This window comes from Allofranklinella schreckenbergeri (assembly GCF_003703475.1).
GTDB lineage: Bacteria > Pseudomonadota > Gammaproteobacteria > Burkholderiales > Burkholderiaceae_C > Lampropedia > Lampropedia schreckenbergeri.
This window is the reverse complement of the sequence record NZ_RDQM01000001.1, coordinates 1-16,589: the sequence shown is the minus strand read 5'-3', so window position 1 is coordinate 16,589 and position 16,589 is coordinate 1. Positions and strand designations below refer to the sequence as shown.

General features: G+C 58.8%; 13 protein-coding genes, 1 tRNA gene and 3 pseudogenes. 10 read left to right on the top strand and 7 right to left on the bottom strand.

The window, feature by feature from the left end; all coding sequences use genetic code 11:
- Positions 1-7: 7 nt before the first annotated feature.
- From metF to dapC, 4 genes are all read right to left on the bottom strand, one after another.
- Positions 8-904, bottom strand: a complete 897-nt coding sequence (gene metF / locus EBQ26_RS00080; RefSeq protein ID WP_122237000.1) for a methylenetetrahydrofolate reductase [NAD(P)H] — start codon at positions 902-904, stop codon at positions 8-10.
- Between the two features lie 325 nt (positions 905-1,229).
- Positions 1,230-2,018: a TlyA family RNA methyltransferase gene (locus tag EBQ26_RS00075; protein ID WP_122237258.1), complete on the bottom strand. Its 789-nt coding sequence runs from the start codon at positions 2,016-2,018 to the stop codon at positions 1,230-1,232.
- 107 nt (positions 2,019-2,125) lie between these two features.
- Complete coding sequence (locus EBQ26_RS00070; protein WP_238944028.1) at positions 2,126-2,530, bottom strand: phage holin family protein; 405 nt, start codon at positions 2,528-2,530, stop codon at positions 2,126-2,128.
- Positions 2,531-2,571: 41 nt separating this feature from the next.
- Entirely contained in the window at positions 2,572-3,777 is a 1,206-nt protein-coding gene (dapC, locus tag EBQ26_RS00065; protein ID WP_122236999.1) for a succinyldiaminopimelate transaminase, read from the bottom strand.
- A gap of 191 nt (positions 3,778-3,968) precedes the next feature.
- On the opposite strand from dapC, the gene carA reads away from it, so the two are divergent.
- The 3 genes from carA (at position 3,969) to carB (ending at position 8,992) form a co-directional block, all read left to right on the top strand.
- A complete protein-coding gene (gene carA / locus EBQ26_RS00060) occupies positions 3,969-5,147 on the top strand; it encodes a glutamine-hydrolyzing carbamoyl-phosphate synthase small subunit (protein ID WP_122237256.1) in 1,179 nt (392 codons plus the stop codon).
- 73 nt (positions 5,148-5,220) lie between these two features.
- Entirely contained in the window at positions 5,221-5,592 is a 372-nt protein-coding gene (locus EBQ26_RS00055) for a hypothetical protein (RefSeq protein ID WP_122236998.1), read from the top strand.
- 136 nt (positions 5,593-5,728) lie between these two features.
- A complete protein-coding gene (gene carB / locus EBQ26_RS00050; RefSeq protein WP_122236997.1) occupies positions 5,729-8,992 on the top strand; it encodes a carbamoyl-phosphate synthase large subunit in 3,264 nt (1,087 codons plus the stop codon).
- A gap of 62 nt (positions 8,993-9,054) precedes the next feature.
- Here the strand turns inward: carB and EBQ26_RS12790 are convergent, their stop codons facing one another.
- Positions 9,055-9,198, bottom strand: coding sequence for a hypothetical protein (locus tag EBQ26_RS12790; RefSeq protein ID WP_238944027.1), 144 nt, complete (start codon positions 9,196-9,198; stop codon positions 9,055-9,057).
- A gap of 187 nt (positions 9,199-9,385) precedes the next feature.
- Positions 9,386-9,462, bottom strand: a tRNA-Pro gene (locus EBQ26_RS00045).
- Between the two features lie 147 nt (positions 9,463-9,609).
- Between EBQ26_RS00045 and EBQ26_RS00040 the strand changes: the two genes are divergently transcribed.
- From EBQ26_RS00040 to EBQ26_RS00015, 6 genes and pseudogenes are all read left to right on the top strand, one after another.
- The gene (locus EBQ26_RS00040) at positions 9,610-10,794 is read left to right on the top strand and encodes an ATP phosphoribosyltransferase regulatory subunit (RefSeq protein ID WP_122236996.1); all 1,185 of its coding nucleotides are present in this window, start codon (positions 9,610-9,612) and stop codon (positions 10,792-10,794) included.
- An 81-nt stretch (positions 10,795-10,875) separates the two neighbouring features.
- A complete protein-coding gene (locus tag EBQ26_RS00035) occupies positions 10,876-12,282 on the top strand; it encodes an adenylosuccinate synthase (protein WP_122236995.1) in 1,407 nt (468 codons plus the stop codon).
- Positions 12,283-12,322: 40 nt separating this feature from the next.
- On the top strand, positions 12,323-12,850 hold the full coding sequence (locus EBQ26_RS00030; RefSeq protein WP_122236994.1) for a phosphoribosyltransferase: 528 nt from the start codon (positions 12,323-12,325) through the stop codon (positions 12,848-12,850).
- A 16-nt stretch (positions 12,851-12,866) separates the two neighbouring features.
- Complete coding sequence (lpxK, locus tag EBQ26_RS00025) at positions 12,867-13,925, top strand: tetraacyldisaccharide 4'-kinase (RefSeq protein ID WP_122236993.1); 1,059 nt, start codon at positions 12,867-12,869, stop codon at positions 13,923-13,925.
- Positions 13,926-14,058: 133 nt separating this feature from the next.
- A pseudogene (locus tag EBQ26_RS00020) lies at positions 14,059-14,392 on the top strand (IS5 family transposase); the annotation flags it as partial.
- A 39-nt stretch (positions 14,393-14,431) separates the two neighbouring features.
- Positions 14,432-14,695, top strand: a pseudogene (locus EBQ26_RS00015) (transposase); the annotation flags it as partial.
- 5 nt (positions 14,696-14,700) lie between these two features.
- Here the strand turns inward: EBQ26_RS00015 and EBQ26_RS00010 are convergent.
- A protein-coding gene (locus tag EBQ26_RS00010; protein ID WP_122236991.1) for an IS5 family transposase occupies positions 14,701-15,496 on the bottom strand; the annotation gives its coding sequence in 2 pieces (ribosomal slippage) (positions 14,701-15,235 and positions 15,234-15,496; 798 coding nt in all).
- A 37-nt stretch (positions 15,497-15,533) separates the two neighbouring features.
- Between EBQ26_RS00010 and EBQ26_RS00005 the strand changes: the two are divergent.
- Positions 15,534-16,251, top strand: a pseudogene (locus EBQ26_RS00005) (transposase); the annotation flags it as partial.
- Between the last annotated feature and the right edge of the window lie 338 nt (positions 16,252-16,589).

The following is a 16,589-nucleotide window of genomic DNA, read 5'->3' as shown; positions in this document are numbered from 1 at the left end:
CGCGCGCTCATGCGGCGGGCATGGTGGGTGCGGCGGGTGTGCTGGGGTGCAGGCCCAGGCGCTGGGCGATTTCCAGCACCAGGGGGCTTTGGTTCATGGTGTAGAAGTGCAGGCCGGGCGCGCCGCCTGCGATGAGGCGCTCGCACAGGGCGGTGACGGCATCCAGCCCGAAAGCGCGGATGCCGTCCACATCGTCGCCCAGGGCTTGCAGGCGTGTGCGGATCCAGCGCGGCACTTCGGCCCCGCAGGCGTCGGAAAAGCGCAGCAATTGGCTGGCGCCCATGATGGGCATGATGCCGGGCACGATGGGCACATCCACGCCCAGGGCGCGGGCCTCGTCCACAAAGCGGAAGTAGGCATCGGCGTTGAAGAAATACTGCGTGATGGCCGAATCGGCGCCTGCGCGCACCTTGGCGGCAAAGGCTTGCAGGTCTTTCTGGGGCGAGGCCGCTTGCGGGTGCATCTCGGGGTAGGCGGCCACTTCAATATGGAAGTGCGCGCCGGTTTCTTCGCGCACAAAGGCCACCAGATCGCTGGCGTATTGGAAGCGCTGCTCGGCCTGGCCGCTGCTGATGCCGTAGCCGCTGGGCAAGTCGCCGCGCAGCGCTACCAGGCGTTTGACGCCCATGTCGCGCAGCTCTTGCAGCTCCGCGCGCAGTTTGGCGGCGTGGGCGCCGATGCAGGAGAAGTGCGAGGCGGCATCTTGCCCTTCGGCAAGGATTTCGCCCACGGTGGCAAAGGTGCCCGCCTGGGTGGAGCCGCCTGCGCCGTAGGTGACGGAGCAAAACTGCGGCGCCAGGGCGTAGAGCTGCTGGCGCGCCTGGCGCAGCTTGAGCGCGCCAGCTTCGGTTTTGGGCGGGAAAAATTCCAGGCTAAGGGGAAGGGCAGGGGTGGGTGCTGGCATAGAAGGGGGAGATTCGTGTCTCAAGCGCGCGGCGCGTGTGGGCGGCGTTGAAGGCCGACGCGGGGGCGGTTGCGGCCAGCCTGCGCTGCAAAGAGGCTGGGGAAAAAAGCTGGCAAAGCGGCGTCGCGCACTGCAAAGGGGCGCGATTGTGCCGCGAGATGGCCTGGCGTGGCGTTTTGGGGGGATTGCCCCTTGGGCCTGAAGCGCCATCGCGTGCGGTGCGGGGGGCGCTGTCAGCGGGGTGTGGAGCGGGTGGTTGTGTAATTTTATCGATCAATAGGAAATAAAATTCACTTGTTTAGGCAATTTGATATTGAAATTGATTTTACTCTGATTGGTTTATTGGGTTTGTGTTGGCATTGGCCGCTTGCGCCCAGATGAAGAACTCGCGGTTACCGTCGCCGCCGGTGATGGGGCTGTCCAGCCATTGGAGTGGGGTCAGGCCGTGGGCGCGGCAGGCGGCTTCGATGCGCTCGCGCACCAGGGCGTAGAGGGCGGGGTCGCGCACGATGCCGCCTTTGCCCAGTTGCTGCGGCTGCAGCTCGAATTGGGGCTTGACCAGCATGAGCAGGTGGGTGCGCGCGTCCATGCAGGGTGCCAGCGCGGGCAGCACCAGCGACAGCGAGATGAAGGAGAGATCGCCGGTAATCAGCTCAAAGCCCGCCCCGTCGGGATCGACCTGCGCGCGCGTGAGCTGGCGGGCGTTGCATTTCTCCAGCGCCTGCACACGTGCGTCCTGCCGCAAGGCGGGCGCGAGCTGGCCGTGGCCCACATCCACCCCCACCACCTGGCGTGCGCCGTGTTGCAGCAGGCAATCGGTAAAGCCGCCGGTGGATTGGCCCACATCCAGACAGCGCCAGCCCGCGGGCTGCAAGCCGGTGGCGTGCAGCGCGCCTGCGAGCTTGAGGCCGCCGCGCGAGACATAGCGCGTTTGCGCCTCGTCCAGCAGTTGCAGCTCGGCGTGCGGGGGGAGTTCAGCGCCGTTTTTGGTGATGCGCTGCCACGGCGTGGAGCCATCGGGCAGCCGCCACTGCACGCCGCTGGCGATCAGGCGCTGCGCTTGCGAGCGAGTGGCGGCCAGGCCACGCTGCACCAGCAGTTGGTCGGCGCGGATGAAGGCGGGCGGGGTGGGCATGAGTTTTTATTTCAAAAGAAATATGATTTGATTCATATCATGCCGAAACATGTGAATTCTATTTCTTTTGATTTGTAAAACCAAGGCTAGATGGAGAAGAATGGCGCTTCTGCGGGCACGGGGGTGGGCAGGGTGTGGGGCTGGGGCAGCAGGCCGTGCACCATGCCCGTCAAGGCCCAGTTGATGATGCCGTAGAGGATGGCGCCAAACAGCCCGGCCCAAAAGCCCGAGACGCGAAAGCCGCGGCTGAAGCTGCCCGCCATCCAGAACAACAGGCCATTGAGCGCCAGGTAGAACGCGCCCAGGGTCAGCAGCGTCAGCGGGATGGTGAGCCAGAACAGCACTGGCCGCAGCAGGGTGTTGATGAGCCCGACGATGACGGCGGCCCACAGGGCGGCTTTGAAATCGCGGATTTGCACGCCCGGCAGCAGGGCGCCCACGAGCATGAGGGTGACGGCGCTGAGCAGCCAGGTGATGATGAGTTCCAGCATGGGCTTTCTCCTGATGGGTGGTGAAGGGCAGGGGGCGGCGTTTAGCCAAGACTGCGCACGAAGGCGGCGATGCGGTGCGCGGCCTCCAGGCAAGGGGCGGTTTCGGCCACCAAAGCCATGCGCACACGGCCTGCGCCGGGGTTGCCGTGCGCGGTGTCGCGCGCCAGGTAGCTGCCGGGCAGGACGGTGACGGCCTGCTGTTCGTACAGCGCCCGGGCAAAGGCGGTGTCGCTCAGCCCCAGGCGGGGCGGGATGCCGGCCCAGAGGTAAAAGCTGGCATCGGGTAGGCGCACATCCAGCACCTCCGCCAGGATGGGGGTGATCTGGGCGAATTTCTCGCGATAGAGCGCGCGGTTGTCCTGCACGTGGCGTTCATCGTTCCAGGCGGCGATGCTGGCCACTTGCACGGGCAGCGACATGGCGCAGCCGTGGTAGGTGCGGTAGAGCAGGAATGCCTCAAGAATGCGCGCATCGCCCGCGACAAAGCCGCTGCGCATGCCCGGCACGTTGCTGCGTTTGGACAGGCTGGTGAGCATCACCAGGCGTTGCCAGTCGCGCCCGAGCTGGCGCGCCGCTTGCAGGCCACCCAGCGGCGCTTCATCCTGGAAGTAGATTTCGCTGTAGCACTCATCGCTGGCGATGACGAAGCCGTAACGCTCGCTGAGGGCAAAGAGCTTGTCCCACTCGGCCAGCGGCATCACCGCGCCGGTGGGGTTGCCCGGCGAGCAGGTGAACACCAGTTGCGTGCGCTGCCAGATTTCGTGCGGCACGCTGTCCCAATCCACGGCGAAATTGCGCGCGGGATCGCTGTTGACGTAATACGGCTGCGCGCCAGCGAGCAGGGCCGCACCTTCGTAGATTTGGTAGAAGGGGTTGGGGCAGACGACGATGGCCTGCGTATCGCCGGGATCGACGACGGCCTGGGTGAGCGCAAACAGCGCCTCGCGCGAGCCGTTGACGGGCAGGATTTCGCGCCCGGCATCGGCCTGCACGCCGTAGCGCCGCGCCAGCCACTGGGCGCAAGCCTGGCGCAGCGCGGGCGTGCCAGCCGTGGCCGGGTAGCTGGCCAGGCCAGGATCGTGCAGGGCCTGGGCGTAGGCATCGAGCACCAACTGCGGTGTGGCATGGCGCGGCTCGCCAATGCCCAGGCTGATGGGCGCCAGCGCCGGGCTGGGCGCCACGCCATCGAACAACTGGCGCAGGCGCTCGAAAGGGTAGGGGTGCAGGGATTGAAGGCGGGGATTCATGGGCGCGGATTATCTGTGCAGCGATTGGGCGTTGCCGGGAATTTGTTTTCAACAAGCTCTTTGGGATTGGCCCAGTTATACTCAGCCGGTTTATCTGCTTGCTTTGTTTACGCAAGGTTTACGTGCGTTGACATGCCTTTGCGCGGTGTGCCGCACAGGTTGAGGCAAGCGTGTTTTTCGAGGTGTATTGCGTGCTTTTGTCTTTACAGCAGGGGGATTTCCCCGTCGCGCTCCTGGCGCTTGCAGATGGCACGGTGTTCACTGGCAGAGCTATTGGGGCGCCCGGCTCCACGGTGGGGGAGGTGGTGTTCAACACTTCCATGTCGGGTTATCAGGAAATCCTGACCGATCCCAGTTATTGCCAGCAGATCGTGACGCTGACTTATCCCCATATTGGTAATTACGGTGTCAATACCGAGGACGTTGAGTCCGCCCGCCTGTTTGCGGCAGGGCTGGTGATTAAGGATTTGCCACTGTTGGAGAGCAACTTCCGATCCAGCCAGAATTTGCAGTCTTACCTGCGAGCCAACGGCTTGGTGGCGATTGCCAACATCGACACCCGGCGCCTGACGCGCCATTTGCGCGAGCATGGCGCGCAAAACGGCTGCATTTTGGCGCTGGAGCCAGGCGAAGCCGTGACGGATGCGCGGGTGCAAGAGGCCATCGCGCTGGCCAAGGCCGCCCCCAGCATGGCGGGGCTGGATTTGGCGAAGGCAGTGACTACCGACAAGCCCTATGAGTGGACGCAGACGGTTTGGGCGCTCGGCGAAGGCTATGGCGAGCAGACGGAACCGCGTTTTCATGTGGTGGCCTACGACTTCGGCGTGAAACGCAATATTTTGCGGATCCTGGCGCACAAGGGCTGTCGCGTCACGCTGGTGCCGGCGCAAACGCCGTTTGCCGAGGTGGCCGCGATGCAGCCCGATGGCGTGTTCCTCTCCAACGGCCCGGGCGATCCTGGCGCTTGCGATTACGCCATTGAATCGGCGCGCGAAGCCATCCACAGCGGCTTGCCGGTGTTTGGCATTTGCCTGGGGCACCAGATCATGGCCTTGGCCATGGGGGGCAAGACGTTCAAGATGAAGTTTGGCCACCACGGCGCCAACCATCCCGTCAAGGATCACGACAGTGGCCGGGTGTGCATCACCAGCCAAAACCACGGCTTTGCGGTGGATGCGGAGAGTCTGCCAGACTCTCTGTGGGTGACGCATACCAGCCTGTTCGATGGCACCGTGCAAGGGCTGGCCCATGTGGACAAGCCAGCGTTTTGCTTCCAGGGCCATCCCGAGGCTTTGCCCGGCCCGCACGACACGGAATACCTGTTTGACCAGTTCATTCAATTGATGCAGCGTCGCCGCGCGGCTGCTTAATTTCTGCTTCAGGCGGCCGCTCTTTTTGGGGTCGCCTTCTTTTTCTGTACTTTTTTATCCAAGTCCACTAGCCATGAAATTGTTCAGCTTCCCTTCTGCCGCACTCGAAAAAGCCATCTCCAAGCGCATGCTCACCCTGGAGCCTGGCGCGCGCGAGTGGTTTGCCGAGCGCTGGGCGCAAAAGCCTTACAAAAAATCCTTCATCGAGAAAAAAGCCATGCCTTTGGTGGTGTTCATAGCCAAAGGCAAAAACTGGAGCGATGAAGAATTCGAGCAGGAGCTTTTGGCGTGGGATGTGAATTTCTATCCGGCCGAAGTGGACGTGCTGCGCCCCATCGCTGAAGGCGACGGGCTGTTGCAGTTGATGCAGAAAAAAGTGCAGCCCGAACGCTTGCAAAAATTGCTGGAGCACATCCAGTCCCACACCCTTAATGGAGCAGCCTGAGCGTTCCGTTGGGTGCGGCACGCTGTGCATTTGCAGACCCATGTTTGTAATAGCAACACTGCCGTACTCCCTTTACGCTTTTTAAGCTCTGGCGCACGCACTCTGAACGCCTGGCTGCTTTCCCTAGCCCCGAGTTATGCCTAAAAGAACCGACCTTCAATCCATCCTCATCATCGGCGCTGGCCCCATCGTCATTGGCCAAGCGTGCGAGTTTGACTACTCTGGCGTGCAAGCATGCAAGGCGCTGCGCGAGGAGGGCTATCGCGTCATCCTCATCAACAGCAACCCGGCCACCATCATGACGGACCCGGCTACGGCGGATGTGACGTACATTGAGCCGATCAACTGGCAGACGGTGGAAAAAATCATCGCCAAGGAGCGCCCCGACGCCATTTTGCCCACCATGGGCGGGCAGACGGCGCTCAATTGCGCGCTGGATTTGTGGCGCAACGGCGTGCTCAACAAATACAAGGTCGAGCTGATCGGCGCCAAGCCCGAGGCCATCGACAAGGCCGAGGATCGCCAGAAGTTCAAGGACGCCATGACGCGCATCGGCTTGGGCTCAGCGCGCAGCGGCATCGCCCACAGCATGGCCGAGGCCTGGGAGGTGCAAAAGACGGTGGGTTTCCCGACCATCATCCGCCCCAGCTTCACGCTGGGCGGCACGGGCGGCGGCGTGGCCTACAACGCCGAGGAGTTCGAGGCCATCGCCAAGCGCGGCCTGGAGGCCTCGCCCACCAACGAGCTGCTGATCGAAGAATCGCTGCTGGGCTGGAAGGAATACGAGATGGAGGTGGTGCGCGACAAGGCTGACAACGCCATCATCGTTTGCTCCATCGAGAACCTGGATCCCATGGGCGTGCACACGGGTGACTCCATCACCGTGGCGCCAGCGCAGACGCTGACCGACAAGGAATACCAGCTCATGCGCAACGCCAGTCTGGCAGTGCTGCGCGAGATTGGCGTGGACACGGGCGGCTCCAACGTGCAGTTCGCGGTCAACCCCAAAGACGGGCGCATGATCGTGATCGAGATGAACCCGCGCGTGAGCCGTTCCTCGGCGCTGGCCTCCAAGGCCACAGGCTTTCCCATCGCCAAGGTCGCGGCCAAGCTGGCCGTGGGCTATACGCTCGATGAGCTGAAGAACGACATCACTGGCGGCGCTACGCCAGCCAGCTTCGAGCCCAGCATCGACTACGTGGTCACCAAGGTGCCGCGCTTTGCGTTCGAGAAATTCCCCCAGGCCGACGACCGCCTGACCACGCAGATGAAGTCCGTGGGTGAGGTCATGGCCATGGGCCGCACCTTCCAGGAGTCCTTCCAGAAGGCCCTGCGCGGCCTGGAAGTGGGCGTGGACGGCATGAACGAGAAAACCCAGGACCGCGAAATCCTGGAGCGCGAGCTGGGCGAGCCCGGCCCCTCGCGCATCTGGTATGTGGGCGACGCCTTTGCCGCGGGCTGGTCGCTGGACGAAGTGCACGCCATCACCAAGATCGACAAGTGGTTCCTGGTGCAGATCGAGCAAATCGTGCGCATTGAGCTGGATCTGGACAAGCTCTACGCCGAAAAGGGCGAGCAGGCCCTGGCCGCGCTGGATGAGGCCACGCTGCGCGCGCTCAAGCAAAAAGGCTTTTCCGACCGCCGCCTGGCCAAGCTGCTGCACACCGACGAGCACGCCGTGCGCGCGCGCCGCCACGCGCTGGGCGTGCGCCCCGTGTACAAGCGGGTGGACACCTGTGCGGCCGAGTTCGCCACCAACACCGCCTACATGTACTCCAGCTACGACGAGGAGTGCGAGGCCCAGCCCACCGACAAGAAAAAAATCATGGTGCTCGGCGGCGGCCCTAACCGCATCGGCCAGGGCATCGAGTTTGACTATTGCTGTGTGCACGCCGCGCTGGCCATGCGCGAGGATGGTTACGAAACCATCATGGTCAACTGCAACCCCGAAACCGTTTCCACCGACTACGACACCAGCGACCGCCTGTACTTCGAGCCGCTGACGCTCGAAGACGTGCTGGAAATCGTGGACAAGGAAAAGCCCGCCGGCGTCATCGTGCAGTACGGCGGCCAGACACCGCTGAAGCTGGCGCTGGGCCTGGAAAAGGCCGGCGTGCCCATCATCGGCACCACGCCCGACATGATTGACGCGGCAGAAGACCGCGAGCGCTTCCAGCAACTGCTGCACCAGCTGGGCCTGCGCCAGCCGCCCAACGCCACGGCCCGCACCGAGGCCGAGGCGCTGGAAAAAGCCGCCGAGCTGGGCTATCCGCTGGTGGTGCGCCCCAGCTACGTGCTGGGCGGCCGTGCGATGGAAATCGTGCATGAGCAAGCCGGGCTGGAGCGTTACATGCGCGAAGCGGTCCAAGTCAGTAATGATTCTCCCGTGCTGCTCGACAGCTTCCTCTCTAACGCCATTGAGTGCGATGTGGATGCGGTGCGTGATGCCACAGGCCAGGTGTTGATCGGCGGCGTAATGGAGCACATCGAACAGGCTGGCGTGCACTCAGGTGACTCGGCCTGCTCGCTGCCGCCGTACTACCTCAGCGTCGAAACTGTTGACGAGCTCAAGCGCCAGACCCGCGCCATGGCCGAAGGGCTGAACGTGGTGGGCCTGATGAATGTGCAGTTTGCCATCCAGGAAAAGGAAGAGGATGGCCAGAAGAAAGACGTGATCTACGTGCTGGAAGTCAACCCCCGCGCCAGCCGCACCGTGCCCTTCGTCGGTAAGGCTACCGGCTTGCCGCTGGCCAAGATTGCCGCGCGCTGCATGGCTGGTCAGACCTTGGCGCAGCAGGGTGTGACAGAGGAAGTGACGCCGCCTTACTTCAGCGTGAAGGAGGCCGTGTTCCCCTTCGTCAAATTCCCCGGCGTGGACACCATCCTCGGCCCAGAGATGAAATCCACCGGCGAGGTGATGGGTGTGGGCAAGACCTTCGGCGAGGCCTACACCAAAGCCCAGATGGGCGCTGGCGAGCGTTTGCCATCAAGCGGCACGGTGTTCCTGACGGTACGCGACAGCGACAAGCCGCGCGCCGTGGCTATTGCACGGGATTTGGTGGCCATGGGCTTTGAGCTGGTGGCTACGCGCGGTACTGCCGCTGCTTTGGAGGACGCAGGCATCGCCGTCAAAGTTGTCAACAAGGTGGCAGAAGGCCGTCCCCACATCGTGGACATGATCAAGAATGGCGAGATTGCCATGATCATCAACACCGTGGAAGAGCGCCGCAATGCCATCGCAGACAGCCGTTCCATCCGAACCAGCGCCCTGCAAGGTCGTGTGACGATTTTCACCACGATTTATGGCGCAGAAGCAGCTGTGGAAGGGATGAAAGCTTTGGATCAGTTGGATGTGGTTTCCGTTCAGGAAATGCACGCCAGCTTGGCATCAAAGACCTGAAAATTTTATAAATCAAAAGAAATTTTGATTCGCAATTTCGGCTTGATGGGCATAGAAATTGCTCAATAAAAATTTCTTTTGATCTGAAGTGTGGTGCATTTGCATAAGGCCGATGCACCAAACAAAAAAAGCCCAAGCGCAATGGAGCGCCTGGGCTTTTTTAATGGCAACTGGTCGAAGGGGCGGCAAAACTGCTCAGTGAGCATGACTATCTCCTAAGGTTGGGTAATCAAAAGCACCCACCTAAGGATAGTTTTCGCGATTCACGGATTATTACCGTGGTGGAGTGACCAACAATGACTGAACCAGACGGATCGTGATTTGCTGCGACTCTGCTAACCTGTTGATCTATCAGGGGTTTTAGAATTGTCAGTTGGTGGTGATCGGCATTTTTGGTCGGGGTGAGAGGATTCGAACCTCCGGCCTCTACGTCCCGAACGTAGCGCTCTACCAGGCTAAGCTACACCCCGATTTGGCAAGGTGCGTATTCTATGCTGTGTCCAGCAGGGAGGGAGGCAAATCGTGCTGATTTTTGGTGGGTGCGATTGACCAGATGTGGGTCTTTGAGTCGATAGAATACGTTTTTTAACAGCCGTGCGAGCCGCGCGCATAAGACTATGTCCGCCTGGGTTTTGCCCGACCACATTGCCGATGTTTTGCCATCAGAAGCGCGCCATATAGAAGAGTTACGGCGTAGCTTGCTCGACGTGGCCGCATCCTGCGGTTACGAATTGGTCATTCCCCCCCTGTTTGAGCATTTGGAATCGCTGCTGAGTGGCTCAGGCGAAGCTTTGGGCTTGCAGACTTTTAAAACAGTAGATCAGCTTTCCGGGCGTACCGTGGGAATCCGGGCTGACAGCACGCAGCAAGTGGCGCGTATCGATGCACATTTATTGAACCGTCCAGGGGTGACGCGGTTGTGCTATTGCGGCCCGGTGTTGCACACCCGACCCGAGCGCCCTTATGCCTCGCGCGAGCCACTCCAGTTTGGGGCGGAAATTTACGGTTATGCGGGTTTGCAGGCCGATGCCGAAGCCGTGGAATTGGCGCTGGCTTGTTTGCGACGAGCAGGAGTGAGTTCGTGCGCATTGGTGATGGGCGATGTGCGTATTGCTGGCAGTGTGCTTGAAGCTGCGCAAGCCCATGCTCCAGTGAATGAAGAGTGCCTCGGCGCCATTCATGCTGCGCTAGCTGCCAAGGATGCGAGTACATTGGCCCAGCTTACACACGATTTCCCTGCATCTGCAAAGCAGGCGCTGGCTACATTGCTGGATTTGTATGGCGGCGCTGAAGTGTTGGAGGAAGCACGCATCCGTTTAGCTGAGTATCCAGCGGCGTTGCATGCACTCAATGAATTGCGCTGGCTGGGCGTGCATGTAGGCCGTAACTCGGGGTGCGTGGTAGATGTGACTTACGACTTGGCTGATTTGCGCGGGTATGCCTATTACAGTGGTATGCGCTTTACGCTTTATGCTCCCCAATGTAACGATGCGCTAGTCCGAGGCGGTCGTTATGACGCAGTGGGGGCTGCCTATGGTCGAAACCGCCCTGCTGCTGGATTTAGCTTGGATATCAAACAGCTCGCTGGAGTCGTGGATGCGCGAGCGTTGCGCCAAGCGATACGCACCGATTGGTCGGAGGATGCAGCGCATCGCTTGAGGGTGGAGGCTTTGCGTGCGCAGGGTGAAGTGGTCATTTTGACGTTGCCTGGCAGCCTCTCGGAAGTGGACGAGTTCCATTGTGACCGGGAGTTAGTATTTGTTGACGGTGTTTGGCAAGTACGTCCTTTGATTTTGAACTGATCTTTTGGGTAGACAGGTTGCAATAAGTGCTGCAACAACCTGTTTGCTGGATGCATAACCTTCTTCGATTAGGGAAATAGCATGAATACCAATACAAACACTTCCGCAGGTGCGCCTCGCTCGGGTCGTAACGTGGTGGTGGTCGGCACTCAATGGGGTGACGAGGGCAAGGGTAAGCTGGTGGATTGGTTAACTGAAAGTGCACAAGGTGTGGTGCGCTTCCATGGTGGACATAACGCGGGCCATACATTGGTCATTAATGGAGTGAAGACTGCCTTGCACCTGGTGCCAAGCGGCATCATGCGAGAGGGGGTGACGTGTTATATCGGCAATGGTGTTGTACTTTCTATTGCCAAGCTGATGGAGGAGGTGGCTGGTTTGGAAGCAGCAGGCGTTACTGTGCGCGAACGTCTACGCGTAAGTGAAGCCTGCCCCTTGATTCTGCCGCAACAGGTGTTTTTGGATCTTGCGCGTGAGGCTTTCCGGGAAAGAGCGGGAAGCGGCAAGATTGGTACTACAGGGCGTGGTATTGGTCCAGCTTATGAAGATAAAGTAGCGCGACGTGCCTTGCGTGTGCAGGATTTACTCCATCCTGAGCGGTTTGCGTCCCGTTTGCGCGAGCAAATAGAGTTGTATAACCACACGCTGCAATATTTGCACGCTGGTGATGTATCGGTGCCGGCGGAGCTGCAGGCATTTGTCCATCGGGGGCAGTTGCAATACGAGCCTATCTTGGCCGAGGCAAAACGTCAGGCAGATTGGATCAAGCCTATGGTGGCTGATGTTTCTGCTGAGGTGAATGCAGCTCATCGACGCGGTGAAAACCTATTGTTTGAAGGAGCACAAGGGGCTTTGCTGGATGTCGATCATGGCACCTATCCTTATGTCACGTCGAGTAATTGCGTAGCGGGCAATGCTGCTGCGGGCTCTGGTGTTGGCCCCGGCTTACTGCATTATGTGCTGGGGATTACGAAGGCTTATTGCACTCGGGTTGGCAGTGGTCCCTTTCCCACAGAGTTGGATTGGGAAACGCCTGGCACACCTGGCTATCACATGAGTACCGTGGGGGCGGAAAAAGGTGTCACGACGGGGCGCGCGCGCCGTTGTGGCTGGTTTGATGCAGCCTTATTGAAGCGCAGCGCGCAAATTAATGGATTGACCGGTTTGTGCATTACCAAATTAGATGTGTTGGATGGCTTGGATAAGGTGCAAATTTGCGTCGGTTATCAGCAACCAAATGGACAAAAGTTGGATATGCTGCCTATGGGGGCTGATGAGCTCCAAGCATGCGAACCTATTTACGAAGTGCTAGATGGTTGGAGCGAATCCACAGTGGGTGTAACCCAATACGATAAATTGCCGATAAATGCACGGAAATATTTAGAGCGTATTGAGCAGGTCTGTGGTGTGCCAATCGCGGCGGTTTCAACTAGTCCAGACAGGGATCATACGATTTTGCGCCACCAGCCTTTTCAGTGCCAAGTCTGATAGCACTAAAAGGATTTTGAAAGTGCCCGGAGGTTGCTTCATGCTCACAGAAGACGGTAAACATTTGTACGTAAGCTATCATGAATACAACAGCCTGATTGAAAAATTGGCTTTAATCATTCATCGATCAGGCTGGGAGTTCGATACTGTTTTATGTCTGGCTCGGGGAGGAATGCGGCCAGGCGACATCATTAGCCGCATCTTTCAAAAGCCATTAGCGGTTATGTCCACTAGCAGTTATCGAGCGCAAGCGGGTACCGTGCAAGGGCATTTGAATATTGCCAAGTACATCACTACGCCGAAAGGAGAGTTGTCAGGCAGGGTGTTACTGGTGGACGATTTGGCGGATACTGGGCACACCCTCGTGGAGGTGGTGAAGCTGTTGCGTGAAGGCTATCCACCTATAACTGAATTGAGAACGGCGGTTTTGTGGACCAAGGGGATTTCTGTATTTAAAGCGGACTACTCTGTTGAAGATTTGCCAACAAGCCCCTGGATTCACCAGCCATTTGAAAATTACGATGAAATGCGCCCCGAAGAGCTGGAGCGTAAATGGAGCCTGAGCTAGTCAACTCAAAGAAGTCATGCTGCGACGTTGGCTTGAGAGATATTGGCACCAACCCGCCCCAGGGAGGGGACTTGCCGATATCGTTCTACTACCTCTTGCGTTTTTATATGGGGGTATAGTGAAATTGCGCCGTTGGCTTTATGTCAACGGCTTTTTTGAGTCGAGATCTTTACCCGTCCCTGTTGTCGTTGTAGGCAATGTGGTTGTGGGCGGGGCAGGTAAGACGCCTTTGATTATTGCCTTGGTGCAGGACTTGATGCGCAGAGGCATTCGTGTAGGTGTGGTGGCGCGTGGTTATGGGCGTAGCAGTCGAGAGTGTTTAGAAGTTCGGATAGGAAGCACTGCTGCTGAAGTGGGGGATGAGCCGCTCTTGATCCACCTTCGTACGCAAGTACCGACATTTGTGGCGAAAAGCCGTTGGGAGGCTGGAAATGCCCTGTTGTCAGCGTATCCCGGCACTGAAATTATTATTTGTGATGATGGGATACAACACTTGGCTTTGCGGCGGGATGTTCAATTGTGCGTATTCCCCCCGTGGGGTATCGGTAATGGCCGATTGTTACCGGCCGGACCGCTGAGGGAGTCTTTGCAAGGCGCGTGGACCAACACAATAGACATTGTGGTGCAGTCGGTGGAGGGAAAAAACCTTCAATCACTAAACCAATTGACGCAAGAACCAGTTTGGGAAATTCGCCGCGACTTATCTGGCATAGCCCACAATGCCTTAGGTCAGGCTATCGATTTAGCTAGCTTGGCAGTAAAAGATGGCCCCCTAATCTATGCGATAGCTGGGATTGCCAACCCAGAATCCTTTTTCAGCATGCTGCGCGCTAGAGGAGTGGTTCTGTGGGGGGCTATAGCTCTAAAAGACCATTACGACTTTGCTGTGAAGGGATTGCCTAAAGAGCTGCATGAGAATTCTGAAGATATGGTTGTGCTTTGTACAGAAAAAGATGCAGTCAAGCTCTGGACGCTTATGCCAGAGGCGTTCGCTGTTCCCCTTGAAGTTTCGCTGTCGCCAGCGCAGGTTGATTGTTTGCTTAGGCTCGTAAATCAACGGTGTGTAGAAGGCTAAATTTTGTGCACACGCCAAGGCATTTGTTTCCAGTACGGCTGAATCGACATTCATCCGGTATCTTCGGCGGATGTCCAAGACCAAGCATCCGCGGCCCAGCCGCTACGAATTGACCCAAACCTAATGGGAGCGGATTGAAAATCTGCTCCCAGGCAAGGCCGGTGACCCCGGGCGTACGGCCGTAGACAACCGCAGTTTCGTCAATGGCGTGCTGTGGGTGTTGCGCTCTGGGGCGCGCTGGAGCGATCTGCCAACGCGCTACGGAGCCTGCAAGAGCGTGCACAAGCGCTTCACCCGCTGGGCGGCCAAGGGCATCTCGGAGCTGGTGTTCCAGTCCCTGATTCAAGATCGAAGCAACGAGTATCTGATGAGCGACAGCAGCATTGTCCGGGCGCACGCACAGGCGGCGACCGGAAAAGGGGGCTGCGCATCCGGCTCTGGGGCGTTGCCGAGGAGGTCTGAGAACCTGTTCAAAATCTTTTTGCCAATTTGTTTATGCTTGTTGCATGAGAGCGAAATACCCAAGCGACATCAGCCCAGAGCAATTTGAGCATGTGCGCCCTTTGCTGGAGAGCGCACGCAAAAGCACCCGCCCGCGCACGGTGGATCTGTATGAGGTGTTCTGCGCCGTGCTGTACCTGCTGCGCACAGGTTGCCAATGGAGAGCTCTGCCGAGTGACTTTCCCAAATGGCGCACCGTACACGCCTACTTCCAGATCTGGAGCCAGCCCAATGAACAAGGCGCCAGCTTGCTGCAGCAGGCTTTAGAACCTGTTCAAAATCTTTTGAGGATGAGCGCCAGGAAAGCCAAGTGGATGAACTGCAAGCTGGTATTGAGCAGACGCTCGCAGTTCTTCCACAAGCGTCTGTTCTTGTCCAGCCAGGCAAAGCTGCGCTCCACAACCCAGCGCTTGGGCATCACCTTGAAGGTGTGCAACTGACTGCGCTTGGCGATCTGCACGTTGACGTGCCCGCCCAAAATGGCTTGCACGCCCTGTGCAAAAGGTTTGCCCACATAGCCGCTGTCACACAGCAGGCCTTGCACGCGCTTGCATGCAGGTTGGCAGCGCTGGAGTGCCTGTAGTGCGCCTTGGCGGTCTGTGATGTTTGCAGTCGTCACGGCAATGGCGTGAGGCAGACCTTGGGTATCGACGGCGATGTGACGTTTGATGCCTGAAACCTTCTTGCCTGCGTCATAGCCTTTGTGGCCAGCGGTGTCACTGCCCTTGACGCTCTGTGCGTCCACGATCAAGAAGGTGCTGCATGCGTTGCGCGCCTGTTTCTCGCGGGCCGCGCCAACTTGATTTTTTTAAAGCCTGCTGCAGCAAGCTGGTGCCTTGTTCATTGGGCTGGCTCCAGATCTGGAAGTAGGCGTGTACGGTGCGCCATTTGGGAAAGTCACTCGGCAGAGCTCTCCATTGGCAACCTGTGCGCAGCAGGTACAGCACGGCGCAGAACACCTCATACAGATCCACCGTGCGCGGGCGGGTGCTTTTGCGTGCGCTCTCCAGCAAAGGGCGCACATGCTCAAATTGCTCTGGGCTGATGTCGCTTGGGTATTTCGCTCTCATGCAACGAGCATAAACAAATTGGCAAAAAGATTTTGAACAGGTTCTCAGTGAGCTCGAAGAGCTGTTTGTGCACATGTACGAAGAGCCCAGCAAAGGCGGGCGGCCCAGCATTGCACCGCAAAAGCTGTTGCGCGCCATGCTGCTGCAAGTGCTGTACTCGGTGCGCTTGCGAGCGCCTGCTCATGGAGCAAGTGCAATACAACCTGCTGTTTCGCTGGTTCATCGGGCTGTCGATGGACGACAAGGTCTGGGTGCCCACCGTGTTAACCAGCCAGTTGTACTTCATGGGACATATATTGATGGAAAACCGCCATGGCCTGATCGTCGATACCATGGTCACGCGCGCCAATGGCAAGGCCGAGCGCGAAGCGGCCAAGGCCATGATCGGCAAAGTGGCTACACAATCCAAATGCAAAGCGAACATCACGCTGGGTGCGGACAGGGGCTTTGACGCTGCAAAGTTCATCGAGCACCTGCAACAACTCAAGGTGCAACCGCATGTGGTGCAAAACACCTCCAGGCGGCGCTCGGCCGTACCCGGGCACATTGCGCGAAGCGCTGGATACGGCCTGTCGATGCAACGGCGCAAGCGCATCGAACAAGGCTTTGGCTGGGCCAAAAGCATCGGCCAAATCCGGCAGGTGATGGTGCGCGGGTTGGTGAAAGTGCAGCAACTGTTCGTGCTGAACATGGCCGCCTACAACCTGGTGCGCATGCGAAGGCTGGCGCAGCTGCGCCAGCAAAGCGCCCAGTGAGGGCAAGAAGGCCCCCTTTGGCCACTCAAATATAGCTTTCATGCCCTCACGCAGCACAGCAGCAGCCCAAGGCTTGAGCACACAAACAATCAGTCAGCCTCTGCGGGGAGTATTTCAGCAGCCGGTTAAGGTGAAACGGTTTGGGCTGCAAAGTCCGCCCCCTCCCCCCGGAAGTGCGATGCATTGCCGTTGGAGTTTCTTCAAAATTTTTTTTGTGGTTTGCTGAAGTTGTGTTATAGTTCACGGCTTCGCTGCTTCGGAATGATTTTTGGGGTTTGCGAGAGTTGGTTGGAAGTTTTGTTTGTTGCTCTGCATTGAAAGTTTTCTGTGCGGGGTGA

Coding starts and splice junctions, on each gene's coding strand:
- lpxK (WP_122236993.1), top strand. CDS start 12,867: ATGCTGCGACGTTGGCTTGAGAGATATTGGCACCAACCCGCCCCAGGG.
- EBQ26_RS12790 (WP_238944027.1), bottom strand. CDS start 9,198: ATGCTCACTGAGCAGTTTTGCCGCCCCTTCGACCAGTTGCCATTAAAA.
- EBQ26_RS00070 (WP_238944028.1), bottom strand. CDS start 2,530: ATGCTGGAACTCATCATCACCTGGCTGCTCAGCGCCGTCACCCTCATG.
- EBQ26_RS00040 (WP_122236996.1), top strand. CDS start 9,610: ATGTCCGCCTGGGTTTTGCCCGACCACATTGCCGATGTTTTGCCATCA.
- EBQ26_RS00035 (WP_122236995.1), top strand. CDS start 10,876: ATGAATACCAATACAAACACTTCCGCAGGTGCGCCTCGCTCGGGTCGT.
- EBQ26_RS00030 (WP_122236994.1), top strand. CDS start 12,323: ATGCTCACAGAAGACGGTAAACATTTGTACGTAAGCTATCATGAATAC.
- dapC (WP_122236999.1), bottom strand. CDS start 3,777: ATGAATCCCCGCCTTCAATCCCTGCACCCCTACCCTTTCGAGCGCCTG.
- carB (WP_122236997.1), top strand. CDS start 5,729: ATGCCTAAAAGAACCGACCTTCAATCCATCCTCATCATCGGCGCTGGC.
- metF (WP_122237000.1), bottom strand. CDS start 904: ATGCCAGCACCCACCCCTGCCCTTCCCCTTAGCCTGGAATTTTTCCCG.
- EBQ26_RS00055 (WP_122236998.1), top strand. CDS start 5,221: ATGAAATTGTTCAGCTTCCCTTCTGCCGCACTCGAAAAAGCCATCTCC.